23 protein-coding genes are annotated in these 25,866 nt (G+C 70.8%); 5 read left to right on the forward strand and 18 right to left on the reverse strand.

What is annotated here, in order from left to right:
- Positions 1-1,148 precede the first annotated feature (1,148 nt).
- The gene (locus ABTZ59_RS10885) at positions 1,149-1,562 is read left to right on the forward strand and encodes a hypothetical protein (protein ID WP_351394046.1); all 414 of its coding nucleotides are present in this window, start codon (positions 1,149-1,151) and stop codon (positions 1,560-1,562) included.
- A 136-nt stretch (positions 1,563-1,698) separates the two neighbouring features.
- On the opposite strand, the gene ABTZ59_RS10890 is transcribed toward ABTZ59_RS10885, so the two are convergent.
- Positions 1,699-2,982: an adenylosuccinate synthase gene (locus ABTZ59_RS10890; RefSeq protein ID WP_351394049.1), complete on the reverse strand. Its 1,284-nt coding sequence runs from the start codon at positions 2,980-2,982 to the stop codon at positions 1,699-1,701.
- 217 nt (positions 2,983-3,199) lie between these two features.
- Here ABTZ59_RS10890 and ABTZ59_RS10895 point away from each other — a divergent pair, with 217 nt between their 5' ends.
- The gene (locus ABTZ59_RS10895) at positions 3,200-4,072 is read left to right on the forward strand and encodes a diacylglycerol kinase catalytic domain-containing protein (RefSeq protein WP_351394051.1); all 873 of its coding nucleotides are present in this window, start codon (positions 3,200-3,202) and stop codon (positions 4,070-4,072) included.
- A 77-nt stretch (positions 4,073-4,149) separates the two neighbouring features.
- Here the strand turns inward: ABTZ59_RS10895 and ABTZ59_RS10900 are convergent, their stop codons facing one another.
- A complete protein-coding gene (locus tag ABTZ59_RS10900) occupies positions 4,150-4,719 on the reverse strand; it encodes a GbsR/MarR family transcriptional regulator (protein WP_503002571.1) in 570 nt (189 codons plus the stop codon).
- A 105-nt stretch (positions 4,720-4,824) separates the two neighbouring features.
- Here ABTZ59_RS10900 and ABTZ59_RS10905 point away from each other — a divergent pair, with 105 nt between their 5' ends.
- Positions 4,825-5,760: an ABC transporter ATP-binding protein gene (locus ABTZ59_RS10905; RefSeq protein WP_351394054.1), complete on the forward strand. Its 936-nt coding sequence runs from the start codon at positions 4,825-4,827 to the stop codon at positions 5,758-5,760.
- Entirely contained in the window at positions 5,757-7,376 is a 1,620-nt protein-coding gene (locus tag ABTZ59_RS10910; RefSeq protein WP_351394057.1) for an ABC transporter permease, read from the forward strand. Before ABTZ59_RS10905 ends, ABTZ59_RS10910 begins: the two co-directional genes overlap by 4 nt.
- 117 nt (positions 7,377-7,493) lie before the next feature.
- On the opposite strand, the gene ABTZ59_RS10915 is transcribed toward ABTZ59_RS10910, so the two are convergent.
- The 16 genes from ABTZ59_RS10915 to ABTZ59_RS10990 form a co-directional block, all read right to left on the reverse strand.
- On the reverse strand, positions 7,494-8,087 hold the full coding sequence (locus tag ABTZ59_RS10915) for a Uma2 family endonuclease (RefSeq protein ID WP_351394060.1): 594 nt from the start codon (positions 8,085-8,087) through the stop codon (positions 7,494-7,496).
- A 126-nt stretch (positions 8,088-8,213) separates the two neighbouring features.
- Positions 8,214-8,873 carry a response regulator gene (locus ABTZ59_RS10920; protein WP_351394063.1) on the reverse strand — a complete coding sequence of 220 codons (660 nt, stop codon included), beginning with the start codon at positions 8,871-8,873 and terminating at the stop codon, positions 8,214-8,216.
- Entirely contained in the window at positions 8,870-10,171 is a 1,302-nt protein-coding gene (locus ABTZ59_RS10925; protein WP_503002574.1) for a sensor histidine kinase, read from the reverse strand. Before ABTZ59_RS10925 ends, ABTZ59_RS10920 begins: the two co-directional genes overlap by 4 nt.
- Positions 10,172-10,388: 217 nt before the next feature.
- Positions 10,389-11,231, reverse strand: a complete 843-nt coding sequence (locus ABTZ59_RS10930) for an NAD(P)H-binding protein (RefSeq protein ID WP_351394066.1) — start codon at positions 11,229-11,231, stop codon at positions 10,389-10,391.
- Positions 11,232-11,365: 134 nt separating this feature from the next.
- Positions 11,366-12,250 (reverse strand): alpha/beta hydrolase, encoded by an 885-nt coding sequence (locus tag ABTZ59_RS10935; RefSeq protein ID WP_351394069.1) that lies wholly within the window; start codon positions 12,248-12,250, stop codon positions 11,366-11,368.
- Between the two features lie 135 nt (positions 12,251-12,385).
- Entirely contained in the window at positions 12,386-13,729 is a 1,344-nt protein-coding gene (gene kynU / locus ABTZ59_RS10940; protein WP_351394072.1) for a kynureninase, read from the reverse strand.
- Positions 13,722-14,567, reverse strand: a complete 846-nt coding sequence (locus ABTZ59_RS10945) for a tryptophan 2,3-dioxygenase family protein (protein WP_351394075.1) — start codon at positions 14,565-14,567, stop codon at positions 13,722-13,724. The genes kynU and ABTZ59_RS10945 overlap by 8 nt, the downstream gene beginning before the upstream one ends.
- A 93-nt stretch (positions 14,568-14,660) precedes the next feature.
- Positions 14,661-15,515 carry a DUF3152 domain-containing protein gene (locus tag ABTZ59_RS10950; RefSeq protein WP_351394078.1) on the reverse strand — a complete coding sequence of 285 codons (855 nt, stop codon included), beginning with the start codon at positions 15,513-15,515 and terminating at the stop codon, positions 14,661-14,663.
- A 375-nt stretch (positions 15,516-15,890) separates the two neighbouring features.
- Positions 15,891-16,304 carry a DUF3151 domain-containing protein gene (locus ABTZ59_RS10955; protein ID WP_249953136.1) on the reverse strand — a complete coding sequence of 138 codons (414 nt, stop codon included), beginning with the start codon at positions 16,302-16,304 and terminating at the stop codon, positions 15,891-15,893.
- 2 nt (positions 16,305-16,306) lie between these two features.
- On the reverse strand, positions 16,307-17,962 hold the full coding sequence (locus tag ABTZ59_RS10960) for an MFS transporter (protein WP_351394081.1): 1,656 nt from the start codon (positions 17,960-17,962) through the stop codon (positions 16,307-16,309).
- 133 nt (positions 17,963-18,095) lie between these two features.
- Entirely contained in the window at positions 18,096-19,127 is a 1,032-nt protein-coding gene (gene fbaA / locus ABTZ59_RS10965) for a class II fructose-bisphosphate aldolase (protein ID WP_351394083.1), read from the reverse strand.
- A gap of 154 nt (positions 19,128-19,281) precedes the next feature.
- Positions 19,282-19,821: an orotate phosphoribosyltransferase gene (gene pyrE / locus ABTZ59_RS10970; RefSeq protein WP_351394087.1), complete on the reverse strand. Its 540-nt coding sequence runs from the start codon at positions 19,819-19,821 to the stop codon at positions 19,282-19,284.
- A gap of 23 nt (positions 19,822-19,844) precedes the next feature.
- A complete protein-coding gene (locus ABTZ59_RS10975) occupies positions 19,845-20,639 on the reverse strand; it encodes an aldose epimerase family protein (RefSeq protein WP_351394090.1) in 795 nt (264 codons plus the stop codon).
- A gap of 9 nt (positions 20,640-20,648) precedes the next feature.
- Positions 20,649-21,398, reverse strand: a complete 750-nt coding sequence (locus ABTZ59_RS10980; RefSeq protein WP_351394093.1) for an SRPBCC domain-containing protein — start codon at positions 21,396-21,398, stop codon at positions 20,649-20,651.
- A 162-nt stretch (positions 21,399-21,560) separates the two neighbouring features.
- Complete coding sequence (locus ABTZ59_RS10985) at positions 21,561-23,195, reverse strand: polyamine aminopropyltransferase (RefSeq protein WP_351394096.1); 1,635 nt, start codon at positions 23,193-23,195, stop codon at positions 21,561-21,563.
- 54 nt (positions 23,196-23,249) lie between these two features.
- Positions 23,250-23,768, reverse strand: a complete 519-nt coding sequence (locus ABTZ59_RS10990) for a DUF2617 family protein (RefSeq protein ID WP_351394099.1) — start codon at positions 23,766-23,768, stop codon at positions 23,250-23,252.
- 834 nt (positions 23,769-24,602) lie between these two features.
- Between ABTZ59_RS10990 and ABTZ59_RS10995 the strand changes: the two genes are divergently transcribed.
- Positions 24,603-25,748 carry a pyridoxal phosphate-dependent aminotransferase gene (locus ABTZ59_RS10995; protein ID WP_351394102.1) on the forward strand — a complete coding sequence of 382 codons (1,146 nt, stop codon included), beginning with the start codon at positions 24,603-24,605 and terminating at the stop codon, positions 25,746-25,748.
- Positions 25,749-25,866 lie beyond the last annotated feature (118 nt).

Below are 25,866 nucleotides of genomic sequence, written 5' to 3' on the forward strand. Positions count from 1 at the left end.
TAGCCGAGGAGCTTCGCTGCGTCTGGCGGAACACCCAACTGCCAGTCGATCAGGGACAACACCGACAATGAACCCCCTAAGTTCCTGGCATTGGGAGGGGTCCCCGGGGAAGCTCCCATGTGCTGAGGGCCGGATCCCGGCCTTGGGTGGGTGGGCCCTGCGGGGCTGCGCGGCAGTGGAGTGGGGCGGCCCGGCACCGGCTCAGCGAGCTGATGTGGGTGGGTGGTTGAGACTCATGCCCCGCTGTACGGGCCCGTTGTCGGGTGACACCTGTGCCCTGAGGCCGAAGGGCCTGCCACCTGCCCCCTATGCCCCAGTTTGGCGGACCATTCCAGGGACCCTCCGGCGGGTCATGCGTCCTGGGTTCGGTTAACCGGGCCCCACGGCACATCACCCCCTCCGACCGGCCCACTAGGCGCCTCACCAGTCACATCCGCCTCATTTCCCACGGTCCGGGGCGGGGAAGCGGCCGGGGCTGGTGCCCCGCTGTCTGGGTGTGTGGGTGCTGGGGTGGGTGTGACTCGTGGGGCGGCCAGCGGGCCGGTCAGGGGTGCGATGTGCCGTGGGAACGACTTAACCGAACCCAGGACGCAACACCGAGTGGGGAGCCCCAAAACGGCGCGCCAAACTGGGACATAGGGGGTGGGTGGCAGGCCCGCCCGCCCCAGTCGACAGGTGCACCCGTCAACAGACCGTCACCAGCGGGGCATGAATCCCCACCACCCACCGGCATCAGCTCGCTGAGCCGGTGCCGGGCCGCCCCACTGCACTGCCGCGCAGCCCCGCAGGGTCCACCGACCTGCGGTCGGCAATGGACCGGCTCCATGCACGGATCCCTTCCGGGGACCCCTCCCCCCGGGCCGCCCCCCTCAAAGCAGCACTTGCGGTGGAGGGTTGGGCGTCAAGGGTGAAGCGAAGCGGAATCGGCGCAGCCGACGCGACGAAGGAGCGCCCTTGACGCCCAACCCGCAACCGCGAAACTGAAACCCAGGGGCGGCCCCCACCCGCCATCACCGACTCCGGACGCCCCCGACAACCCCCCGTCCCGCACCCGCACCCCACCCCCGAACCTGGGATCGGTAGGTCCCGCCGTGCCCCTAGCGTCCATCTCGCCAGGCAACACACCACGCCGCGGAGGGATGGACGTCATGGGGATCTTCGGGAAGCGCAAGAGCCGCGAAGAGCGCGCCGCCGAGATCGCGAACAAGGTGGCCGGCGGCAAGGGTTTCTATGGACGGACCACACGCGCGTTCGTCGGCCGCGAGGGCTTCGCCCAGCTCCAGGGGGCGATCGGCGCGTACAACTCCGCTGCCAACGTTCAGCAGTTGATCGCCATGGGCGCGCCCACCACCGTCGCCGTCGTCGTATCGATCAGCGACACGGGCAAGCTCGTGAACTTCGATCCCATCGTGGATCTGGTTGTCCAGCCGGCCGGAGCGGCGGACCACGTCACACTCCAGACCATCGTCTCCAAGCTGGCCATCCCGCGCGCCGGCGACCAGGTCCTCCTGGTCGCCGACCCCGCGCGGCCCGGGGGCCATCTCTTCGCCGGGATGGTGTGACCGGGTCCCCGGGGCTTCTCCCCCGGGGACCCCGTTCCTGCCAACCCCACAGGCACTACAAGCCGCACGGGCACTACAAGCCCCACAGGTCCTACGAGCCCCCCAGGTCCGCCACGTCCTGCGAGCCCCACAGGTCCTACAGGAACGAGTTGATCTGGATCGTCTCCGTACGCCCCGGACCCACTCCGATCGCCGAGATCGGCGCCCCCGACATCGCCTCCAGCGCCTTCACATAGTCCTGCGCGTTCTTCGGCAGGTCGGCGAAGGTCTTCGCCTTCGTGATGTCCTCGGACCAGCCCGGCAGGTACTCGTACACCGGCTTCGCGTGGTGGAAGTCCGTCTGGCTGTAGGGGAGTTCCTCGACGCGCTTGCCGTCGATCTCGTACGCCACGCACACCGGGATCCGCTCCCAGCCCGTGAGCACGTCCAGCTTGGTGAGGAAGAAGTCCGTCAGCCCGTTGACCCGCGTCGCGTAGCGCGCGATCACCGCGTCGAACCAGCCGCAGCGGCGGTCGCGGCCCGTCGTGACGCCCCGCTCGCCGCCGATGCGGCGCAGCGCCTCGCCGTCCTCGTCGAACAGCTCCGTCGGGAACGGTCCGGCGCCGACGCGCGTCGTGTACGCCTTGAGGATGCCGATGACCCGGCTGATCTTCGTCGGCCCCACCCCCGCGCCCGTGCAGGCGCCGCCCGCCGTCGGGTTGGAGGAGGTGACGAAGGGGTACGTGCCGTGGTCCACGTCCAGCAGCGTGCCCTGGCCGCCCTCGAAGAGGACGACCTTGCCCGCGTCGATGGCGTCGTTGAGGATCAGCGTCGTGTCCGCGACGTACGGCTTGAGCCGGCCGGCGAAGGTCAGCAGCTCTTCGACGACCTTGCCGGACTCTATGGCCCGCCGGTTGAAGACCTTGGCGAGCAGCTGGTTCTTGGACTCCAGCGCCGCTTCGACCTTCTGCTCCAGGATCGACTCGTCGTAGAGGTCCTGGACGCGGATACCGGTGCGGTTGATCTTGTCCGCGTAGGTCGGGCCGATGCCACGGCCGGTCGTACCGATCTTCCGCTTGCCGAGGAACCGTTCCGTCACCTTGTCGACGGTTACGTTGTACGGCGTGATCAGGTGCGCGTTACCGCTGATCAGCAATTTGGATGTGTCGACACCGCGCTCGTTGAGACCGCTCAGCTCGGAGAGCAGGACAGCCGGGTCGACGACCACTCCGTTGCCGATCACCGGGGTGCACCCCGGGGAGAGGATTCCGGAAGGGAGGAGATGCAGTGCGTACTTCTGGTCGCCCACGACGACCGTATGACCGGCGTTGTTGCCGCCCTGATAGCGCACGACATAGTCCACGGACCCACCGAGCAGGTCGGTGGCCTTTCCCTTGCCTTCGTCACCCCACTGAGCACCGAGCAGCACAAGTGCGGGCACAGGCGTACACCCCTTCCGGGCGGGGCATGTCCAAGGTCAGGGGGCGCGCAAACGCCGTTCATTCGGCGCGTGTACGCCATATCTACGCGTATGACACCGCACGACGTTGTACGACGCGGTCCTGACCGTCGAACCGGATGCCCCGGAATAGACGAAGCCCCTGGCGCAATAGCGCAAGGGGCTCTTGCACAAAGATGCTACCCGAGGAAGGACCGAGGTGTCGGCTGCAGAGCCCGCCGAGAACGGTGCGCGACAGCTTCTGGTGGTCATCGACCCCTTCGCCCGCAGGACCGACGGCGAATCGGTCCGGATCGCGAAGGACGTGCTCAGTGCGGGTGCGGGGGTGAAGCTCTGTCTCCCCGACGGCCCCGAGGAATTCGCGCGGGCGCTGGCCCGGCGGGGCAGCAGACGGCCGGTGGTGGTGGGCGACGACCGGGCGCTGCTGCGGACCGTCGCCCTGCTCCACCGGGAGCGGGAGCTGGCCTCCGGGGCGCTGTCGCTGGTGCCGATCGGCGCTTCCGTGGAGCTGGCCCGCTCCCTGGGCGTGCCCACGGGCGCGGTGGCGGCGGCGAGGGCCGTGCTGGACGGCGCGGCGCGCAGGCTCGATCTGCTGGTGGACGACAGCGACGGGGTGGTGCTGGGGGATCTGCGGATCCCGGCGCTGCCCGCGACGGGCGCGGTGCTGGGCGGCGTCCCGGGCGCGGCATCGATGGCGTCGGTCTGGCACACCTGCCGCTCGCTGGTCCGTACGCTCGTACGGCCGGTCCCGCCGGTGTTCACCGCGCATGCGCACCACCGGCTGAGGGTGGAGGCGGACGGCATAGTGCTGAACGACCTGGACGAGCCGGTCGAGGGCGTACGGGTGTCCTCCCGCGGGGGCCGCGCCGAGGTCGTGATCCGTACGCGCGCCTCGGAGGAGCCGGTGCGTGCCAGCGCGCTGTCCGTCACGGTGTCGGGCGCCGACTTCCGCTACCGCGCGGACACGCGGGTCACGGGCCCGGTACGGACCCGGACGTGGACGCTCCGGCCGGAGGCCTGGCAGCTGACGCTTCCGGCGGGGGCGGGGGCGGTGGCGGGTCCGAGGGCCTGAGCGGGGGCGGCGGGCTTCGGGGAGCCCTTCGCGCCTCGGCGCGGGCCAGTTCGGCGCGCCCCCCTCGGCCCGCACCGTCAGCCCGCGCCGCCCGCTTGCGCCGCGCGCTTCGTCTCCTGGTGGTCCTTCCAGCGGTCCATCAGGGCGAGCAGTTCCTGTTGGAGGAACTCGAAGAACTCGACCGTCTCCGCCACCCGCTCCCCCGCCGGGGTGTCGGGGCCCAGCGTCTCGACGCCCTCGCGCAGGGTGTGCTCCCAGCGGCTCAGTACGGAGTCGCGCTGGGTGATGGTGACGTACCAGCCCTGGTTGTGCAGCCGGTAGCGGTCCCGGCGCGAGCCGGGGTCGCGCTCCCTGCCGACCATGCTGACCTGCGTGAGATAGCGGACCGCCCCTGAGACGGCCGCGGGGCTGATCCGCAACTTCTCGCTCAGCTCGGCGGAGGTCATGCTCGCGTCGTCCGAGCTGAGCAGCGCCGCGAAGACCCGGGAGGCCGTGCGTTGCATCCCGGCCTCGGTCATGTCGGCCGCGAAGCGCTCCACGAAGCGGGACACGGCTTCCTCGTCCCGCGACGTACCGTCACCGCTCCGGCTCCCGCTCCCGTTCGCGCCCCGGCGCTGGCCCTCGATGCTCTGGTCCTCGCTGTTCATCGGCCCATCGTCTCCCCTGCTCGGCGTCCACCTCGATCTTAACCCGAACCCTTTTTACGCTTCCTTAACTTCATAATTTTGTGAAAGTAGCGTACGTTCCGAAGCATGACGAAGGCAATCACCGTCGCCGGACTACACAAGTCGTTCGGCCGGACGCACGCGCTGGACGGCCTCGACCTCGCCGTCGAGGCCGGCGAGGTCCATGGCTTCCTCGGCCCCAACGGAGCCGGCAAGTCCACCACCATCAGAGTCCTCCTCGGGCTGCTGCGCGCCGACTCCGGGGCGGCCCAGCTGCTCGGCCGGGACCCGTGGAAGGACGCGGTCGAACTGCACCGCCGCGTGGCCTACGTACCGGGGGACGTGACCCTGTGGCGGAACCTCTCCGGCGGCGAGGTCATCGACCTGTACGGGCGGCTGCGCGGGGGACTGGACCCGGCCCGGCGGGCCGATCTCGTCGAGCGCTTCGAGCTGGACCCCACCAAGAAGGGGCGTACGTACTCCAAGGGCAACCGCCAGAAGGTCGCCCTCGTCGCCGCGTTCGCCTCGGACGTCGATCTGCTGATCCTCGACGAGCCGACCTCCGGGCTCGACCCGCTGATGGAGGAGGTCTTCCAGCGGTGCGTCGAGGAGGAGCGCGACCGGGGCAGGACCGTGCTCCTCTCCAGCCATGTACTGAGTGAGGTCGAGGCGCTCTGCGACCGGGTGAGCATCATCCGCAAGGGCGTGACCGTCGAGTCGGGTTCGCTCTCCGAGCTGCGCCATCTGACCCGTACGAGCGTGAGCGCCGAGCTTTCCGGCGAGCCGAACGGACTGGGCCGGCTCCCCGGCGTGCATGACCTCGACATCCAGGGGAAGCGGGTCAGGCTCCAGGTCGACACCGACAAGCTGGACGCCGTACTGCGCTCCCTCTCCGATTCCGGCATCCGCTCGCTGACCAGCACCCCGCCCACCCTGGAGGAGCTGTTCATGCGCCACTACGCGGCCGACGACGCCCCCGCGGCCGGTCACGCGCCCGAGGCCGATCCGGCGGTCGCGTCATGACCGCCACCACCCTGGCCGTACCGCTGGCACGCACCGGCGGCACCCGGCAACTCGCGGGCACCGGAACGCTGTTGAGGCTCGCCCTGCGCCGCGACCGGATCATCGTGCCGGTATGGGTGCTGGTGCTCGGCGCCTCGTTCCTGTCCGTCACACAGTCCGTCTCGACGCTGTACGACACGGACGCCAAACGGGCCGACCTCATCCAGTCGATGTCCGCCAACGGCTCGCTGCGCGCCCTGTACGGGCCCGTCTTCAGCGACTCCGTGGGCGGGCTCACCTCCTGGCGCATGATCGCCTTCGGCGCCGCGCTCGCGGCGGTGATGAGCCTGGTCATCGTCGTGCGGCACACCAGGGAGGAAGAGGAGACCGGCCGTCAGGAGATGCTCTCGGCGGCGATGGTCGGGCGCCGGGCGCCGCTGACCGCCGCGCTGCTCACGGCGCTGATCGCCAACGCCGCGCTGGTCCTGGCGGTCGCCGCCGGGCTCGTCGGCAACGGGGAGGCCGCCACCGGCGCGCTGGCGCTCGGCCTGGCGACCGGCGGAGTCGGCATGCTCTTCGCCTGCACCGCCGCCATCGCCGCTCAGATCACCGAGAACGCCCGGCTCGCGAAGGGGATGACGGCCGCCGTCATCGGCGCCGCGTTCGTACTCAAGGCGGCGGGCGACGCGTCGACCGACGACGGTTCGTCCGTACTGACCTGGCTCTCCCCGATCGGCTGGGCCGAGAACGTACGCGCCTACGCCGACGAACGCTGGTGGGTACTGCTGGTCCTGCTGGCCGCGATCGCCGTACAGGCGGTCCTCGCGTACACCCTGGCGGGCCGCCGTGACATCGGCATGAGCTTCCTGCCCGCGCGACCGGGACCCGCGACGGGCGCGATCGCGACGGCGGGCGGGCTCGCGTGGCGCCTCCAGCGCGGCAGCGTGTTCGGCTGGGGAATCGGCTTCCTGCTCGCCGGAATCATGTTCGGCGGCATCACCGACGGCGCGGCGGACCTGGTCGGCGACAACGAGGCCACCCAGCAGATCATCCAGCGGATGGGCGGCCAGCAGGGACTGACCGATGCCTTCCTGGCCGCGATGGTCGGCATGCTGGGGATGGTCGCGGCGCTGTACGTGGTCGCGTCCGTACTGCGGCTGTACGCCGAGGAGACCGGCCAGCGAGCGGAACCGGTCCTCGCGGGCGCGGTCGGCCGGCTCCGCTGGGCCGGCGGGCATCTGACGATCGCCTTCGGCGGCGCGGTCCTGATCATGGTGCTCGGCGGTCTCGGACTCTTCGTCGGCTACGGCGACGATCTGCCCGGAATCCTCGGCGCCGCCCTGGTCCAACTGCCCGCGATCTGGGTCCTCGGCGCGCTGGCCGTCCTGCTGTACGGGGTCTTCCCGAAGGCGACCGTGGCCGCGTGGGGAGTCGCGGGCCTGGCGCTGGCCCTGGGCTGGATCGGCCCGGCGCTGGATCTGCCGCGGTCGGTGATGAACCTGTCGCCGTTCGGACACCTGCCGAAGCTGCCGGGCGGGGAGATGGCCTGGACACCGGCGGTGGTGCTGACGGTGCTCGCGGTGGCGCTGGTGGGGGCGGGGCTGGCGGGACTGCGCCGTCGTGACCTGCTGAACTGACCGGAGACAGACTGACCGGAGACTCACTGATCGGAGACTCACTGATCGGAGACGCGCGGCGGCCCGTCTTGTCCACAGGCTGTGGACAAGGTGGGCCGCCGCGCGACGCCGGGTGCGTCAGCGGACGTAGTGCTTCAGGATCTCGGTGTCCAGCTCGATGCCGACGGGGTCGGGGAGAGTGACTGTCTCTCCGAAGTTCGCCACCTGGCGACAGCGGTAGCCTTCAGGCGCTGGCCGACTGTGGACGGTGACCGTGCAGTCGTCGCGGTCGATCAGCAGATAGAGAGGAATCCCCGCGACGGCGTAAGCGAGAGGCTTCTCTTTCCGGTCCCGCTTATCAGTGTCCGAGTCGTACGACGTCACCTCGACCGTCATCAACACGCGCGCCGGGTCGGCCCAGTCTCCCTGCCCCGCGAAATTCCCCTCCGGGGCAAGGACGGCATCGGGCTTGGCCCGACCCTTGCGGTATGCCTCGACCAGCAGCCCCAACTCGCCCCCCGCATAAAGCCACAGGTCGGGCCGAACCTGCATGCAGCGCTTCTGCAGCCACCTGATGATCTCGCTGTGGTCGCCATCCGTCACGCCCTTGAACCCGATCCGTCCGTTGATGAACTCCAACCTGACGGTGTCGGACTGCCTCTCGATGAGTTTGGCGATCTCTTCGAACTCCTCGACGGACATCTGGACCACATGCTCTGCCATAACTGTCATGGTGCACCTCCTGTCAGGTGGACACCAGCGTGACGTGCCCCCGAGCGGACGAAACGGTTCTTTCCGGTGCGATCACCCGTGCGAGTGATCACATGACCGATACTCGCCACCCCGCTCGGACTCGGCTCAGCCCGGAGTCACCAGCCGAGCCTCGTACGCGAACACCGCCGCCTGCGTACGGTCCCGCAGCCCCAGCTTCACCAGGACGCGGCTCACATGCGTCTTGATCGTGGACTCCGCGACCACCAGATGCTCGGCGATCTCCGCGTTCGACAGCCCCTGCGCGATCAGGACCAGGACCTCCGTCTCACGCTCCGTGAGATCACCGATCCTGGCCATCGCCGGGGCGCGCGGGGCCTCCGAGAGTTTGGAGAACTCCGTGATCAGGCGACGGGTGACCGTCGGGGCGAGCAGCGCCTCGCCGGAGGCCACCACTCGTACACCGTCCGCCAGCTGGCGGGCCGAGGCGTCCTTCAGCAGGAAGCCGGAGGCGCCGGCGCGCAGCGCCTGGTAGACGTATTCGTCGAGGTCGAAGGTGGTCAGCACGAGGACCTTCGCGTCGGCGTCCGCCGCGACGATCTCCCGGGTCGCCTCGATACCGTTCAGCTCCGGCATCCGGATGTCCATCAGCACCACGTCGGGGTGGAGCGCGGCGACCTGGCTCACGGCCTCGCGGCCGTTCACCGCCTCGCCGATGACCTCGATGTCCGGCATCGCGTTCAGCAGGACCGAGAAGCCCTCGCGGACCATCACCTGATCGTCGACGATCAGTACCCGGATGGTCATGACGCGTCCCCGTCCCGCACGGCGGCCACCGGAATGAAGGCCGCGACCTCGTAGCCGCCGTCCTCCAGGAGGTCCGCGGTCATCTCGCCGTTGAGCATCGTGACACGCTCCCGCATCCCCGTGATGCCGTGCCCGGAGCCGGGCGACGGTTTGACCAGGCCGCGCGGCGGCGTGTTCACGATCCGCAGACCGAGCCCGCCCAGCACATACGAGATCTCGACCCGCGCGGCCGAGCCGGGCGCGTGCCGGAGCGCGTTGCTGAGGGCCTCCTGGACGATGCGGTACGCCGACAGCTCGACGCCCTGCGGCAGTGTGCGCACCGATCCGGTGATCGTCTTCTCCACGGTCAGCCCGGCGTCACGGACATTCCCGAGCAGTCCGTCGAGATCGGCGAGCGTGGGCTGCGGGGCGTCGGGCGCCTCGTAGTCCTCCGCCCGTACGACCCCGAGCACCCGGCGCAGTTCCGTCAGCGCGGCCACGGCGTTCTCCCGGATCGTGACGAACGCCTGCTCCAGCTCCGGCGGCGGGTTCTCCACCCGGTACGGGGCCGCCTCGGCCTGGATCGCGACGACCGACATGTGGTGGGCGACCACATCGTGCAGCTCGCGGGCGATGGTGGTGCGCTCCTCCAGCAGCGTGCGCCGGTCGCGTTCGACGGCGGTGACGCTCTGCTGCGCGGCGACCTCCTGCTCCGCCTCCCGGCGGATATGCAGCACGGTCACGGTCAGCAGGACGAGCGCGGAAAGGAAGAGCATCATCAGCGAGACGGAGGCTCCCCCGCCCCCGTAGCCGCGGTTGAAGAAGATCTCCATGCACAACGCGTACGCCGCCGTGAGCGCCCACATATAGGCACCGGTGCGCGGGCGCGTACGGATCGCGGCCACCGTCAGCACGGTGAGGTAACCGAGGAAGCTCGCGGCCCCCCACGGCCACTCGTCGTACGACAGCACGGCCAGCACGGCGGAGACCCCCAGCGACAGCCACAGGGCGCCCACCGGCCTGACCATGGTGAACAGGACCGGGATCGCCGGAAGGAGGCCGAACAGACCGCCGTGATCGGCGAAGCCGACGAACATCACCAGCAGCGCGCACGCCGTGATCAGGACATGCGGGGTCCAGACCGCGTTCTCACGTATCCGGCCGGGCAGGCGGCGGGTGATCGGGCCGCCCGTCCGCATGGGCTTGAGCGGACGGTAGGCGAAAGCGTCGTGGAAGAGATCCTGGCGCATGCCATGAAGTGCCCCCATGGCCAAGTGGAACTCGGGGCTCCGGGTCTTCCCGGTATCTGTCTCGGTCACGTTGCCACGGTAAGCGGGGGGAGGGACGGGGTCGTCACCAGCGAAGCGGATCCTTGCCCGTCCGTCCCAGGTACTACTGCGCGCCTCCGGCGCCCACCAGGTATGACGCGTGCCGCGGACGGCCGGCGGCGGTCGGCAGGCGGTCGGAGGCGCTGGGATGGGCGAGGGTGGTCGGCAGTGGTCGGCAGTGTGCGGCGGTTGTCGGCAGTGGTCGGGATCAGGCCCGGAACGCCGCCGCGTGCTCCGCCGCCCACTCCGCGAACGTACGGGCCGGCCTGCCGGTGACCTCCTCGACCGTGCCCACCACGGTCCTGCCCTCCGGCGGGGTGTCCCGGTAGACCATGATCAGGAAGGCGATCACCTCCTCGGGCCGGCCCGCCGCGCGCCACCGCTCCTTCGCCGTCTCCTCGCTCAGCTCCACGAGCGCGATCTCCCGGCCACGGGCCGCCGCCAGCGCGTCCACCTTGTCCCGGAGGGTGAGCGCCTCGGGGCCGGTGATCAGATACGTACGGCCCGCGTGCCCCTCCTCGGTGAGCGCGACCGCCGCGACCGCGCCGATGTCGGCCTCGTGGATCATGGCGCTCAGCCGACCGATGAACGGCTCGGCGACGGTGTCCTCCGTACGGATCGCGTCCGCCCACTCCAGCGCGTTGGACATGAACTCGACGGGCTGCACGACGGTCCAGTCCAGTTCGCTCGCCTCGACGGCCCGCTGGAGCGGGGTCTCCTCGCCACCGAAGAGGACGGTCGCCCGCCGTACGCCTGCCTTCCGCGCCAGCTCCACGATCTCGGGTCCGGTCTCCAACGGCGCGAACATCGCCCCGCCGAAGGTGATCAGATGAATCGCGGTGACGCCTTCGAGGGCGGGGGCGAGGCTCGCGGGGTCGGTGAGGTCGCCCCGTACGACATCGACGCCGGGGAGGGCGGTCCTCGCCTTCTCGGGGTCACGGGTGAGCGCGCGGACGGTGTGGCCGCGGTGGCGGAGTTCGGCGACGACTTGCCGGCCCACGGTTCCGGTGGCGCCGGTCACGAGCACGGTCTGGCTGGTGTTCTGGGTCATGGGGAGACCGTAGGAAGGCTTGCGGTCAGTTTCTGTCCGCGTCTCCCCGCGGCGTCTTCCGGCGTCTCCCGGCGTCTTCCGGCCCCTCCGCCTGTCGTCGTCCGGCCTCTCCGCCCGTGTGGGAAACGCGGGCCTCACCAGGCGAGCTGGGCGATCTCCTCCGCCACCACCGCGCACGCGTCCGCCGCCGGGTCGATCAGCGGGAAGTGACCGACGTCCTCAAGCAACGTGAGCCCCACCATCTCGCCCGCCCGGCCCGCCGCTTCCACGAACGCCTCGGAGACCGTGTACGGCACGGTGAGATCCGTACGGCCCTGGACCACCGTCGTCGCGATCCCCGTCGGCAGCAGCGCCGCCGGGTCCGCGCTCTCCCTGCGCTGCTTGAACTCCTCCTCGCCGCCCAGCAACTGGATGGGCGCCCCGCCGCACACATCCAGCTCCACGGCGCGTACGAGATCCGCGATCGGCGCCAGCGCGACGACCCCGCGCAGCGGCGGGGGCTCCGGCAGCCGCCACGGCGAACCCACCGGCAGCACATGCCGGGCCGCCGCCCACAGCGCGAGATGGCCGCCCGCGGAGTGGCCGGTGAGCACGGTCCGCCGCGCGTCGGCCCGCGGCAGCGCGTCGGCGGCCAGCGCGGGCAGCGCGTCCATCGCCGCGGCCACATCGTCGAACGTCTCGGGCCAGCGCCCCGCCACCGGCGGCCCGTCGCCCTGCTGCGGGATCGCGGGCCCCCGCCGGTAGGCGACATTGGCGACGGCGAATCCGCGCCGGGCCAGGAAGTCCGCGAAGGGGGTCAGATGCGTACGGTCGTACGGCGCGCGCCAGGCGCCGCCGTGCAGAACGACGACCAGTGGCACGCGCTCCTGGTCGCCCCGGGGAGCGTAGAAGTCGATCACCTGATCAGGGTGCTCGCCGTACGCGGCGGTGGCATCGGGCCGGACAACCGGATGGGAGAAGACCGATTCGGTCTCTGCGGCGTCACGAGCAAGGGCATCGTGCGCGGCGGGGTCCGGCATCTTGCTCCAACCTTTCGGTACGGGGGCCGAATTGACCTGATCAGCGGGGACGCTATCAGCCCCACGGGGGCCCGTTCACCCCGATGCCCGGCGGCCGCGGGGGCGGCCGCCGGGCCACTGTGACCCGAACCCGGCCTACCCTTCGGCCAACACCTCGTCCGGCACCTCGTCCGGCACTTCGCCCGGTACCTCGGCCGGTACCTCGGTCAGCACCTCACCGAGGACCCTCGCCGCCCGTTCCGCATCGGCGAAACCCGTATAGAGCGGGGTGAATCCGAAGCGCAGCACGTCCGGCCTGCGCAGATCCCCGACAACGCCCCGGGCGATGAGCGCCGCCATGACGGCGGGCGCCTCGGCGCAGCGCAGTGCGATCTGGCTGCCGCGCTCGGCGTGCGCGGCGGGCGTGAGCGAACGGACCCGGCCCGGTGGCGCGTACGCCTCCACGCACTCCAGGAAGAAGTCCGTGAGCGCCAGGCTCTTCGCCCGTACCGCCGCCAGGCTCACCCCTTCCCAGACGTCGAGGGCCGCCTCCAGGGCCAGCATGGAGAGGATGTCGGGCGTGCCGACCCGGCCCCGTACCGCGCCGTCCGCCGCCTCGAAGTCCTGGGACATGGCGAACGGGTCGGTGTGCGCGTTCCAGCCGGGCAGCGGGGAGTCGAACCGTGCTTGGTGGCGCTCGGCGACATAGAGGAAGGCGGGCGAACCGGGCCCGCCGTTCAGGTACTTGTACGTGCAGCCGACCGCGAGGTCGACGCCGTGCTCGTCCAGACCGACCGGCAGGGCGCCCGCGCTGTGGCAGAGGTCCCAGACGGCGAGCGCCCCGGCCTCGTGCACGGCGGCGGTGATCCCGGGGAGATCGTGCAGCCGGCCGGTCCGGAAGTCGACGTGGTTGACGAGTACGACGGCGGTACGCGGCCCGAGCGCGCCAAGCAGATTCCCGGGGTCGACGGGGACGACCGGCAGGCCCGTCATCCGGGCCGCGGAGCGCGCGATGTATCCGTCCGTGGGGAAGGTCGTGGCGTCGACAAGGATCTCGTCCCTGGCCGGCTCCGCCGGATCCAGCAGCCGTACCGCGCCCACCACGGCCTTGAAGACATTGACGCTGGTGGAGTCGCCGACCACGATCCGGCCCTGCCCCGCGCCCACGAGCGGGGCGATACGGTCGCCGATCCGCTCGGGCGCGGTCCACCAGCCGCTCTCGGTCCAGGAGCGGATGCGCAACTCGCCCCACTGCCGGGTGATCACGTCCTGGACGCGCTCGGGGACATGGCGGGGCAGCGCGCCCAGGGAGTTGCCGTCGAGATAGACGGAGTCGTCGTGGAGGGTGAACAGATCGCGCAGCGGGGCCAGTTCGTCGGCGGAGTCCAGCGTCGCGGCCTGGACGGCGAGGGACTTGTCCTGGGACGCGTGGTGTTCACGGGCCCCGGAGGTCCCGTGCGACTGAGGCTCCCGCGAGTGGAGCTCGTACGACTCAGACATGGCTGCGCGCCGTCCACAGCTCGGGGAACACGCTCTTCGTGGCCCGCTTCTCCAGCCAGGCCACGCCCGCGGAGCCGCCCGTACCGGTCTTGGACCCCATCGCCCGCCTCGTCGCCACCAGATGGTCATTGCGCCATCGCCACACCAGCTCGCCGACATCCGTCAACGCCTCACCGAGCCGGATGAGTTCGCTGTGCTGATCGGGCTCGCGGTATATCCCGGCCCAGACCTCCTCGACCGCCCGCGACGGCTCGTACCGCTGCGCGAGATCGCGGTCGAGCACATCCGCGGGCACCGGCAGCCCGCGCCGGGCGAGCAGCCGCAGGACCTCGTCGTACAGGCTCGGCTCCTGGAGCGCCTTCTCCAGCTCGGCGTGGACGCGCGGCGCGCCCCGGTGCGGGACGAGCATCGACGCGGACTTGTCGCCGAGCAGGAACTCCATGCGCCGGTACATCGCCGACTGGAAGCCGGAGCCCTCGCCGAGCGCGGCGCGGTAGGAGTTGAACTGCGCGGGCGTCAGCCGGCCGAGCGGCTTCCACGAGGCGTTCAGCGCTTCCAGTTCGTGGCCGGACCGGTTGAGCGCGTCGATCGCCACCGCGATCCGGTCCTCGCGCAGCGCGCGGGACGCGGTCTCCCACTCGTGGACGAGGACGGTGAACCACAACTCCATGACCTGTGTCGTGACGAGGAAGACCATCTCGCCGGGGTCGTCGGAGCGCGGGTGCTGCAAATGGGTGAGGACATCCGCCTGGACGTAGTCCTCGTAGGGGGTGGTCCCCGCGAAGTCGAGGTTCGGGGCTTCCGAACCGGCTTCGGGGACATCGGAGGCGTGCGACATCTCTGTCTCCTCGACATGTGTTCCCGGGTAGCGGTCCGCCCCTTCCGTGTTGGTTACGGAGCCCCGGTCCCCTCCCGGCATCATAATCCGGGGTCAGAGCTTCGGGCCTGTGATGTACTTCCCGTTCTCGTCGTACGGCCAGGCGTTGGACTCGCAGCCGTCCAGGCCCTTGATCTGCTGCATCATCACCGGGGCGAGCCGGCCGGGGCCGGGGCAGCCCAGATGCGTACGCAGACCGATCTCGTGGCCGACCTCGTGGTTGATGATCAGATGCCGGTATTCGGAGGCCGGTCCGTCGAACGTCGGGGATCCGAGGACCCAGCGCCGCAGATTGACCACGACACCGTCCACGGTCTCGCAGTTCAGCTCGCCGCGGGTGTCGAGTCCCTGGGCGCCGCAGAGCTTGTCGGCGGTGGCCGGGGTGGCGATACGGATGACGAAGTCGGCGTTCGTGGAGACCAGCTGGAAGGAGCCCCGGCCGTGCGCGGCCCAGCCGCGCGGATGGGCGAGGATCCGTTCGATCTCGGCCGCCGCTTCCTTCGCGGAGATGTCGACCCCGTTCTCGACCTGGACGCGGTAGCGGCGCAGCGGCCCGTCGCCGACCGGGTCGCCGTGCGCCCGCGCGGTGGTGAAGGTGCCGGGGCCCGAGGCGGGGACATGGGGCGCTTCCGACGATTTCTCCTCGGCGGGCTCGCCGCCGGCCGACGCGGTCGGCGAGGACGACGGGGACGACGAGGGCGGAGGCTTCGGGGGCGAGGGCTCCGGGGACGGCGCGCTGGGCGACGCCGGGAGCACATCCGCGGTCGTGGTCGCCCCGCTCTCCCCCGTACCGCCACCCTGCCAGGCGGCGACGGCGGCGCCCGCGCCGAGGAGTACGACGACCAGGCCCAGTCCTGCCAGGGCCGGCCGGGCGGGCGGACGGCCGCGTCCATGGCGCCTTCCGCGCACGCGAGCACGGACACGGTCACGACCGCGGCGGCCTATTCGACGGACGGCGGCACGCTTACCCAAAACGAACGTCTCCCCTGGTGCGACCGGCGTGGGGGGAGAGGCGCGAGTGGGGGCCTCTGTGCCGGGGCGGGCTGATGATCTGCTGCGCGCGATCGATCAGACCGAAGGCCCGCGCCCTTGATGACGGACGGGGCCCTCGTTGGGTTCCGTTTCGGGGCGATCAGCAGCGGTCGGCTGCTTGTCGGCCGCGAGGGAACGGGCGGCCCCCGGTCGGGGAGCCGCCGTGGAGACGGGGATCAGCCAGGGAGTAACGGATCAGCCAGGGAGTCGCTGGTCGGCCAGGGAGTCGCTGGTCAGCCGGGGAGCCGCAGGTCAGCCCAGGGTGTCGGCCGCCAGCGGCGAGGAGTCGCGCAGAAACGTCGCGCAGCGCTCGTACTCGTCCTGCTCCCCGATCGCCTGCGCGGCTCGGGCGAGCGCGTGCAGGGCACGCAGGAAGCCGCGGTTCGGCTCGTGCTCCCACGGGACCGGGCCGTGCCCCTTCCAGCCGCTGCGCCGCAGGGAGTCCAGCCCGCGGTGGTAACCGGTCCTGGCGTACGCGTACGACTCGACGACATGGCCGTTCTCGAACGCGGCGTCGGCGAGCTGTGCCCAGGCCAGCGAGGAGGTCGGATATTTCGCGGCGACGTCGGCGGGCGGCGTACCGTTCGCGAGCAGCTCACGCGGCTCGGGATCGTCGGGCAGCTGAGTGGGGGGCGGTCCCCCCAGCAGGTTTTCATGGATGGCCATACCTACAGTCTGCCTTGCCCCGGCCCGGCGGACCCCGCGTCCCCGTCTCCGTCCGCAATCCCGCCCGGACCTCCGATCGGGCCTCCGCCCGAACCTCCGATCGGACCGCCACGCGGACCCGTGCCAGGACCACCACCGAATCCGCCACCAGGGCCCCCGCCCCTACCACTGCCCGGCCCGCCGGACCCGCCGGCCGCGCCGCCCCCGCCGTCGGCCACCCCCTCCCCGGCCAGCCGCTCCAGGGGCGGCGCGGACAGTCCGCAGTTCACCCGGCACTCGGGCTCGGCCCGGTCGGCCGCCGCCTTCGGCGTCCGTACCGTCGCCCAGGCGATCAGCGCGCCCGCCACCAGCACCCCCGCGCACAGCGGCATCGCGCGGTGGAAGGTGGTGTCGAACTGGGGCGCCGAGTGGTACGCCTCCGGGCCCGTGCCCGTGAGCAGCGGGAGCGCGGCGACCGCGAGCAGGCCCGCCGCACGGGCCGCCGCGTTGTTGATGCCGCTGGCCAGACCCGCGCGCGTGTTGTCCACGGAGGCCAGCACCGTCGACGTCAGCGGCGCGACCAGGCTCACCATCCCCATCCCCAGCACCACCAGCGCGGGCAGCACATCCGCGAGATACGAGGCGCCCGGGCCCACCCGCAGCATCAGCAGCAGCCCGGCCGCGCACAGCAGCGGCCCCACGGTGAGCGGGATCCGCGGCCCGATCCGCTCCGCGAGCGCGCCGGAGCGCGCGGAGAGCAGGAGCATCAGCACGGTCGTCGGCAGCAGCGCGGCCCCCGCGCCCAGCGCCGAGTACCCGACGACCACCTGGAGTTGGAGCGCGGCGAGGAAGAAGAAGCCGCCGAACGCCGCGTACACACAGAGCGTCACCAGATTCACCGCGCTGAACTGCCGGGACGCGAAGATCGACAGCGGCAGCATCGGGTCCGGTCTGCGCCGCTCGACGAGTACGAAGACCACCGCGACCAGCACCCCCGCCACCCCCGACCAGGCCGCCTTGCCGATCAGCGCGTAGGTGATCAGCGCCAGCGCCGCCGCACCGAGGAACGCGCCCAGCACATCGAACCGGCCGTGGTGCGCCGGATCCCTGGTCTCCGGTACATGGCGCAGCGCCACCGGTACGCACAGCGCGGCCAGCGGCACATTGATCAGGAACACCCAGCGCCAGCCGGGACCGTCGACCAGCCAGCCGCCGAGAAACGGGCCGACCGCCGCGCCGACCCCGCCGAGCCCGGACCACACCCCGACGGCCCGTGCGCGGTCGTCCGGGTGGAAGCTCGACTGGATGATCGCGAGCGAGCCCGGTACGAGCAGCGCCCCGCCCACACCCTGGAGCGCGCGGGCGATGATCAGCACAAGGGCGCTCGGCGCGACCCCGCACAGCAGCGAGCCACACGCGAACCAGATGATCCCGATCACAAAGATCCGCCGCCTGCCGTACCGGTCGCCGAGCGATCCGCCGAGCAGGATCAGCCCGGCCAGCGTGAGCATGTAGGCGTTGACGGTCCACTGGAGGTCCGCGAGATTCGCGTTCAGGGAGTCCCCGATATGCGGCAGCGCGACATTGACGACGGTGGAGTCCAGCAGGGCCATGGTCGAGCCGAGCACCGTCGTCAGAATGACCCAGCGCCCCTGGGCGGAGGACAGCCTGATGTTCATACGGGGATCATCCTCGCCTCGCAGCCCGGTGGCGACCCGGCGGACGGTATGGCAAGGGCCCGGCATCGTGATGGATGCCGGGCCCGCCGTACGGGAGATACCGCTCCCGCGCGTTACTTCAGCTTGGTGTCCGTCACTTCAGCTTGGTGCCCGTCGAACGCAGCGCGGCACACGCCTCGGTGACGCGCTTGGCCATGCCGGCCTCGGCCAGCTTGCCCCAGGTGCGCGGGTCATAGGTCTTCTTGGAGCCGACCTCGCCGTCGACCTTCAGGACACCGTCGTAGTTCTTCAGCATGTGGTCCGCGACGGGACGCGTGAAGGCGTACTGGGTGTCGGTGTCGAGGTTCATCTTCACGACGCCGTTCTCCAGCGCCGTGGCGATCTCCTCGGCAGTGGAGCCGGAGCCGCCGTGGAAGACGAAGTCGAAGGGCTGGCTGCCGGCGGCCCTGCCGTACTTGGAGGCCACACCCTCCTGGAGGTCCTTGAGCAGCTCGGGGCGGAGCACGACATTGCCCGGCTTGTAGACGCCGTGGACATTGCCGAAGGACGCGGCCAGCAGGTAGCGGCCCTTCTCGCCGAGCCCCAGGGCCTCGGCGGTGCGCAGCGCGTCCTCGACGGTGGTGTACAGCTCGTCGTTGATCTCGTGGCTGACGCCGTCCTCCTCGCCGCCGGTCGGGGTGATCTCGACCTCAAGGATGATCTTGGCGGCGGCGGCTTTGGCGAGCAGTTCCTCGCCGATGGCCAGGTTGTCGGCGAGCGTCTCGGCGGAGCCGTCCCACATATGCGACTGGAAGAGCGGGTTACGGCCGGCCGCGACGCGCTCGGCGGAGATGTCGAGCAGCGGGCGGACATAGCCGTCGAGCTTGTCCTTGGGACAGTGGTCGGTGTGCAGCGCGACGGTGATGTCGTACTTCGCGGCGACGATATGCGCGAACTCGGCGAGGGCGACCGCACCGGTCACCATGTCCTTGTTGTACTGGCCGCCCAGGAACTCCGCACCGCCGGTGGACATCTGGATGATGCCGTCGCTCTCGGCCTCCGCGAAGCCACGCAGTGCGGCGTGCAGGGTCTGGGACGAGGTCACATTGATGGCCGGGTAGGCGAACTTGCCTGCCTTCGCCCGATCGAGCATCTCGGCGTAGACCTCGGGGGTTGCGATGGGCATCGGGCCGCTCCTTGTGATGTGCGGGTGAGAGGTGCTTGTCCCTGACCTGGGGGCGACGTCATCGTCACCCCCATCTTTCCAGACTCCTGTATGGACTCCACCCGGGTCCCGGCCGTTTCACGTGAAACACCCGGGACCCGGCCGAAAGCCCAGCTCAGCCGAGACCCAGTTCATCCAGCGCATAGACATTGAGGTACGGAAGGCCCGCCTCCGCGATCGCCGGGGCGGCGCCCCGCTCCACGATGACCGCGACCGCGACGACCTCGCCGCCGGCCTCACGTACCGCCTCGACCGCCGTCAGCGGCGAACCGCCCGTGGTCGAGGTGTCCTCGACCACCAGACAGCGGCGCCCCTTGACGTCCGTGCCCTCGATCCGGCGCTGGAGGCCATGTGCCTTCTGCGCCTTACGGACAACAAACGCGTCGAGCCGCTGCCCGCGCGCGGCGGCGGCGTGCAGCATCGACGTCGCCACCGGATCGGCGCCCAGCGTCAGCCCGCCGACGCAGTCGAAGTCCAGATCGGCGGTGGTGTCGAGCATGATCTGACCGACCAGCGGTGCGGCATGACCGTCCAGTGTGATCCGGCGCAGATCGATGTACCAGTCGGCCTCAATCCCCGAGGAGAGGGTCACCCTGCCGTGCACCACGGCCTTGTCCTTGATCAGTTGCAGCAGCTCAGCCCGTACGTCAGTCATGCCCACGAGCTTAGGTCCTGTGTTCAGAGCCGCCGCCAACGCCAGGTCGCGCCCATCTCCAGCGGCTCCACGGGGGTGACCAGCCGGGGCGCGGTATTGAGCCCATTCGGCGGACCCGACTGCGGTTCCACACACACCGCCTCTGCCTGCTCGTCATAGATCACCACCCACTCGGCGCGGCTCGTGACCTTCAGCTCCAGCCGCTCGGGCCAGGTCAGGGTCACCTCGACACCGTCGGGCATCCCGAAGCAGTCGTCCCAGGGACCGGAGCGCGGCGTGATCCTGCGCCCGGTGGGCAGATGGTCGGCGCCGCGCTCCTCCTGCCAGGCGGGGTCGAAGTCGACCCGCGCCTCGCTTCCCCCCAGGTCACGCAGAAACCACGGGTGCCAGCCGGCCTGGGCCGGGAAGGACGTGTCGTACGTCTCCACCCCCAGCCCCATCGTCAGCGAGTCCTCGGTCAGCTCGAAGGTCTGGGTGACCCGGCCGCTGTACGGCCAGGGGTCGACGAGGTCATAGGTGAACACCGCCTCGCTGCCATCCACCCGCGCGGGACGCCAGGCCGTGTCCCGGCCGGTGCCGTGGATCGCGTGCGGCGGGGAGTTGAGCGGCATCTGATGGACGACCCCGCCGTTGCGGAACTGGCCGTTCTCGATCCGCCCACACCACGGCACCATCGGGAAGCAGCCGTACCGCTCGCCTTGGCGCAGCAGTTCGGTCCCGCCGATGCGCAGACTGCTGATCCGGCAGCCGTTCGCCGGGGTAATGGTCAACTCGGCGTCGCCCGCCGCCAGTCGGATGCTCTCTTCGCTGCTACTCACACCACGACATTACTTGCGCCGACGCAGTGCCCGTCCGACCACCACGGCGGAGGCGAGCGCGAGCGCGGCGGCGGGCGCGACCCAGCGCAGTGTGGCCCGCGCGCCCCCGGCGTCGGGAGCGGGCACGGGCGCGTAACGCCCACGCGGCGGCGCGTGATCCACTTCCTCGGCGCTGCGCCCGATCATGGTGCGACGCGCGTGCGCGGCCTCGGCCGACGGCTCGTCCGGAATGATGAAGTCCCCCTCACCGGCGACGGTCTCCCCGTCAAGACCGAGGCCGGGCGTCTCGGTCCCGAACTCCGCCAGCGCCTCCGCCACGATGTCCTCGGGCGGCTCCGTCTCCTCGCCCAGCCGCGCGACGAAACGGTCCAGCAGCCGACGCGCCGCGGCGGTCGTCGTCTCGGCGGGCAGCTCCGCGAGTCGGCCCTCGGAACGCGATCCGCCCGTGAAGGCGAGCGTCGTGCCGTCCGGCGTCTCCATCAACCGCACGGTGAGCGTCAACTTGGCCGAGCCGGAACCCCGGACCTCCTCGCCCTCACCCTCCACCTCGAAGACACCGTCCCGCTCGGCGACCGTGAGCCTGCCGCGATAGGTGATCGTGTGACCGCCGATACGCACCTTCATACGCCCGGAGAGCGGCCCGGCCGACTCCTCCGCGTCGTGCTGAAGCCCCGGCACACAACGGGCGACACGAACGGGGTCGCCAAGTGCCTGCCGAAGAGCCTCTGCCGTGACCGGAACGAACACCTCATGCTCCATAAGCCCCGAGCGTAACGCCGTGCGCCTTCCGGCGGGGGGTCGTGCTCGCGGTTCGTTTCGTTTCGGCCGGGGCCGGTGGTGGTGCGCGGGTTGTTGCCGGTGGTCGCTTCGGGCTCGCGCCCCGGACCGCATGCCGCGCTTGTCCGGGTACACGCGCAGGCCCTACCCCCCGTACCGCGGATGCACCAGCGTCGAAGGCGGCAGCCCCCGCACCCTCGTCCGCTCCACCCCCCGCGCCCCCGCCACCAGCATCGCCCCCTCCAACGACCGCAGCCTCGGCGCGTCCCGCGCCAGCGCCAGCCTCGGGGGCCTGCCCACCGCCGCCAGTTCGAACCCCCAGTCACCCGCGGCCGGCGCCCCGTCCTCGACCCGGTCGGGGCCCGCCGCGAAGCCCGACGGCCACCCCGTCGCGTGGTACGGCGTGGTCCCGAACCCGGCCGCCCGCAACGTCGCGTCCACCGTCCAGTACGTATGCCGCTCCGCCATCGGCGACCCCGCGTGCACCGCCAGCCGCCCGCCGTCCGCCAGCACACGCGTGGCCAGGCCGTAGAACTCCTCGGAGTACAGCTTCGTACTCGCCGTCACGCCGGGATTCGGCAGATCCGAGATGACCACGTCGTACGGCCCGCCCCCACGCCCACCGCGCCCCCCGACGCCTCCGGCGTCCACCGCTCCCCGCAACCACACGAACGCGTCCGCGTACACCGCCCGCACCCGCCCGTCCCCGTACACCGCCCCGTTCAGCTCCCGCAGCGCGGGATCCGTGCGAGCCAGCCGGACAACCTCCGGGTCCAGCTCGACCACCGTGACCTCGCGCACGCCCCGGTATCGCAGGACCTCGCGCGCGGCCAGTCCGTCGCCCCCGCCCAGGATCAGCACCCGCGCGTGCGGACCGCGCATCGCGGGATGCACCAGCGCCTCGTGGTAGCGGAACTCGTCGCGCGCGCTGACCCGCAGCCGCCCGTCGAGATACAGCTCCAGCGGCCCGCTCCGGCCGCCCGTGATGACGACTTCCTGGGCGCCGGTGTGGAGGGCGACCCGCACCTGGTCGCCGTAGACGGCCCGCCGCGCCGCCCGTTCGAAGTCGTCCACCAGGACGGCCGCCGTGCCGAGCAGGGCCAGCACCAGCACATTGACGATCACCAGCACCCAGCGTGAACGCGGCCTCAGATCGCGCCGGAAGAGCCAGAGCACCAGCCCGCCCCCCGCCACCGCGTTCACCGCGCCCGTCAGCAGCGCCCCCGTCAGCTGGCCCAGCCAGGGCAGCAACAGGAACGGGAAGGCGAGCCCGCCGACGAGCGCGCCCACATAGTCGGCCGCGAAGAGATCCGCGACCGTCCCCTCCGCGCTCTGGCGGGAGAACCGCTGGATGAGCGACATCAGCAGCGGAATCTCGGCGCCGATGAGGACGCCGATGGCCAGCGAGAAACCGACCAGTGCGTAGCGGGACTCGCCCAGCCATATGAAGCTCGCGTACAGCACGAGTGCGGAGGAACCGCCCAGGAGTGCCAACGCTGCTTCCAGCAGCCCGAATCCGAACGCGGCGCGGCACCGCAGCCGTTTGGCGAGCAGCGAGCCGACGCCCATCGCGAAGACCATCACCGAGAGGACGACCGAGGCCTGTGTGACGGAGTCCCCGATGAGATACGAGGCGAGCGCGACCAGCTCCAGCTCGTACACCAGCCCGCACGCGGCGCAGATGAAGACCACGGTGAGGATCAGATAACGCCCGGCGCCCGCGCGCACGGGAAGCCGCGCGCCACCCCGGGGCGGCGAGGACACGGACTGCTCGATCATGTTCGTAACGCTACGTCACGAATTCATTGCGGTTTGTCACCCACACGGGTGCATCTAGAGCACGGCAGGCATACGGACCCCCACCCGCGTCCGAGTGACGACCAGGCGGCCTTCCTGTGGATACGCATGCCACGTACGCCATCGGACCTGGCCGCCGTCGCGCTGCGCCAGCATCGCGGTGAAGGCGTTCGGGGCGCCGGGGAATGTCCCCGCCAATCCGTTCGGGTGGTCGGCCACGAGCGCGAGCAGTTCCTGCGCGCGCCCGGCGAACGAACCCTGGGACAACGTCTCGACGCGCGCGGCGAATTCGTACTCCCAGTCCCCGAGCCGTTTGGAGACGCCGAGCGGAAGCGGTGTGCTACTGCCCGGGATACAGGCGACGGTCTCGGAGCAGGTGCCGCGCTCCTCCTCCAGAATCACCTGGTGAGAGGCGCCGAGCAGTCTCAGCTGGAGCCCGGCGCCCGCGAGTTCGAGGTCGAGGACGGCCAGGGCGGGGACCGGCTCCCGGCCCAACGCCCAGGCCAGATCAGCGGCGCGGGTGTCGGTGTAGGCGGTATTGAGGGTGGTGAGCATGGGTCGGCTCCGCAAACACGCTTGACGGGTGAACCGGGGATGTCCCGGACGATGAGCGAGTGGCTTGTGGGGGGAGATCGCCTGCTCGGTTCCGTATCAGGCCCGAGGGCTGGAAGCTCTCAACAGCGAGGGAATCACGAAGTACGCGACGCTCACAGTGTTTTTACCCAACTTGAAGGGGTTTCCATCCCGTAGGGGGCCCAAGGGTTCAACTGTTCAATCAAAAACGGTCGGAGAAGGCCCGCGGGGCCGCCGTCCAAACGGTCGGTGCCACCAACACGAAGGTGCCCGGCGGGAGTTCGTTCCCACCGGGCACCATCGTGAGCGAGGATCAGCTGCCCCGTGTCAGCTGCCTCCTCCGCCGCAACCCCCGCCCCCGCCACCGCCGCACGACGAACCACCGCCGCACGAAGAACCGCCGCAGGACGAACCACCGCCGCCGCACGACGAATCACCGCCGCCGGCCCACCAACCGCCATCGGCACGGCGCCTGCCGCCCCTCTTCTTCAGCGACCGGCCCGACACCACCTTCGCCGCCTTCACACGCGGCTTCCTGCGCTTGTCCCTGCTGCTCACACTCGCCACGACCCCGACGAACGCGACCGCGATCAGTACGACCACCACGCCCATTGCCATCGTCCCCACCGTCCTTCTGTTCCCCCGTCGCGAAGCCCCGCGCCGTCGCGCGACCGGCTCCGCACTGACCGGCTTCCCGCCTGAACTTCCCGTCCGCACTTCCCGCGTGAACTTCTCGCGTGACGTGGGTGTCCCCCCGGCGCCCCGCGGCCAAAGCCGACTTGAGCAAGTCCAGAGGTTCGGCACAGGATGGCGGCCATGACCAAAGAATGGCTCGGCGGCACCACGATCTTCGCGGAGATGTCGGCGCTCGCGGTACGCACCGGCGCGATCAACCTCGGCCAGGGCTTCCCCGACACCGACGGCCCCGAGGAGGTCAGGGAAGCGGCGGTACGGGCGCTGCGCGAGGGCAAGGGCAACCAGTACCCGCCGGGCCCCGGCGTCCCGGAACTGCGCGCCGCCATCGCCGGACACCAGCTGGCACGCTACGGACTGGCCCACGACCCGGACACCGAGGTCCTGGTCACGGCGGGCGCCACCGAAGCGATCGCCGCCGCGCTGCTCGCCCTGGTCGAGCCCGGTGACGAGGTGATCGCGCTGGAGCCGTACTACGACTCGTACGCCGCCTGTATCGGCATGGCGGGCGGCACCCGCGTACCGGTCACCCTGCGCCCCCGGGACGGCGCGTACCACCTGGACCTGGACGAACTGCGGGACGCCGTCACCGACCGCACCCGCCTCATCCTCCTCAACACCCCGCACAACCCCACGGGCACCGTCCTCAGCCGCGAGGAACTGACCGCCGTCGCCGACCTCGCCGTCGCACGCGATCTGCTGGTCGTCACCGACGAGGTGTACGAGCACCTGGTCTTCGAGGGCGAGCACATCCCGCTCGCCTCGTTCCCCGGCATGCGCGAGCGGACCCTGACGATCAGCTCGGCGGGCAAGACCTTCTCGTTCACCGGCTGGAAGGTGGGGTGGGTGACGGGAACGCCGGAGCTGGTGAGGGCGGTGCGCTCGGCCAAGCAGTTCCTGACGTATGTGGCGTCGGGCCCGTTCCAGTACGCGATCGCCGAGGCCCTGCGGCTGCCGGAGAGCTACTTCGAGGGGCTGCGCGCCGATCTGCGCGCCAAGCGCGATCTGCTCTCCACGGGTCTGGCGGCGGCCGGTTTCGAGGTCTACCGCCCGGCCGGCACCTACTTCGTGACGACCGACATCCGGCCGCTCGGGGAGAGCGACGGCTTCGCCTTCTGCCGCGCCCTGCCGGAACGGTGCGGCGTGGTCGCCGTCCCCAACGCCGTCTTCTACGACCACCAGAAGCAGGGCGCCCCGTTCGTACGGTTCGCGTTCTGCAAGCGGACCGACGTTCTGGAGGAGGCCGTGTCACGGCTGCGCCGACTCTAGGCCGTGTCACGGCTGCGCCGACTGTAGGGCGTGTCACGACTGCGCCGGCTGTGGGGCGTGTCCGCGCGAAAGCCCGGCTCAGGGCCGCGATCACAGACGATCGCGGCGCCGGCCGGGC

The organism is Streptomyces sp. NPDC094034 (assembly GCF_040303865.1).
In the GTDB taxonomy this organism is placed as follows: domain Bacteria; phylum Actinomycetota; class Actinomycetes; order Streptomycetales; family Streptomycetaceae; genus Streptomyces.

Bases quoted from the DNA above. Each gene is read 5' to 3' on its own strand.
- ABTZ59_RS10885 (WP_351394046.1), top strand. From the start codon at position 1,149: ATGGGGATCTTCGGGAAGCGCAAGAGCCGCGAAGAGCGCGCCGCCGAG.
- ABTZ59_RS10900 (WP_503002571.1), bottom strand. From the start codon at position 4,719: ATGAACAGCGAGGACCAGAGCATCGAGGGCCAGCGCCGGGGCGCGAAC.
- ABTZ59_RS10905 (WP_351394054.1), top strand. From the start codon at position 4,825: ATGACGAAGGCAATCACCGTCGCCGGACTACACAAGTCGTTCGGCCGG.
- ABTZ59_RS10910 (WP_351394057.1), top strand. From the start codon at position 5,757: ATGACCGCCACCACCCTGGCCGTACCGCTGGCACGCACCGGCGGCACC.
- ABTZ59_RS10915 (WP_351394060.1), bottom strand. From the start codon at position 8,087: ATGACAGTTATGGCAGAGCATGTGGTCCAGATGTCCGTCGAGGAGTTC.
- ABTZ59_RS10920 (WP_351394063.1), bottom strand. From the start codon at position 8,873: ATGACCATCCGGGTACTGATCGTCGACGATCAGGTGATGGTCCGCGAG.
- ABTZ59_RS10930 (WP_351394066.1), bottom strand. From the start codon at position 11,231: ATGACCCAGAACACCAGCCAGACCGTGCTCGTGACCGGCGCCACCGGA.
- ABTZ59_RS10935 (WP_351394069.1), bottom strand. From the start codon at position 12,250: ATGCCGGACCCCGCCGCGCACGATGCCCTTGCTCGTGACGCCGCAGAG.
- kynU (WP_351394072.1), bottom strand. From the start codon at position 13,729: ATGTCTGAGTCGTACGAGCTCCACTCGCGGGAGCCTCAGTCGCACGGG.
- ABTZ59_RS10945 (WP_351394075.1), bottom strand. From the start codon at position 14,567: ATGTCGCACGCCTCCGATGTCCCCGAAGCCGGTTCGGAAGCCCCGAAC.
- ABTZ59_RS10955 (WP_249953136.1), bottom strand. From the start codon at position 16,304: ATGGCCATCCATGAAAACCTGCTGGGGGGACCGCCCCCCACTCAGCTG.
- ABTZ59_RS10960 (WP_351394081.1), bottom strand. From the start codon at position 17,962: ATGAACATCAGGCTGTCCTCCGCCCAGGGGCGCTGGGTCATTCTGACG.
- fbaA (WP_351394083.1), bottom strand. From the start codon at position 19,127: ATGCCCATCGCAACCCCCGAGGTCTACGCCGAGATGCTCGATCGGGCG.
- pyrE (WP_351394087.1), bottom strand. From the start codon at position 19,821: ATGACTGACGTACGGGCTGAGCTGCTGCAACTGATCAAGGACAAGGCC.
- ABTZ59_RS10980 (WP_351394093.1), bottom strand. From the start codon at position 21,398: ATGGAGCATGAGGTGTTCGTTCCGGTCACGGCAGAGGCTCTTCGGCAG.
- ABTZ59_RS10985 (WP_351394096.1), bottom strand. From the start codon at position 23,195: ATGATCGAGCAGTCCGTGTCCTCGCCGCCCCGGGGTGGCGCGCGGCTT.
- ABTZ59_RS10990 (WP_351394099.1), bottom strand. From the start codon at position 23,768: ATGCTCACCACCCTCAATACCGCCTACACCGACACCCGCGCCGCTGAT.
- ABTZ59_RS10995 (WP_351394102.1), top strand. From the start codon at position 24,603: ATGACCAAAGAATGGCTCGGCGGCACCACGATCTTCGCGGAGATGTCG.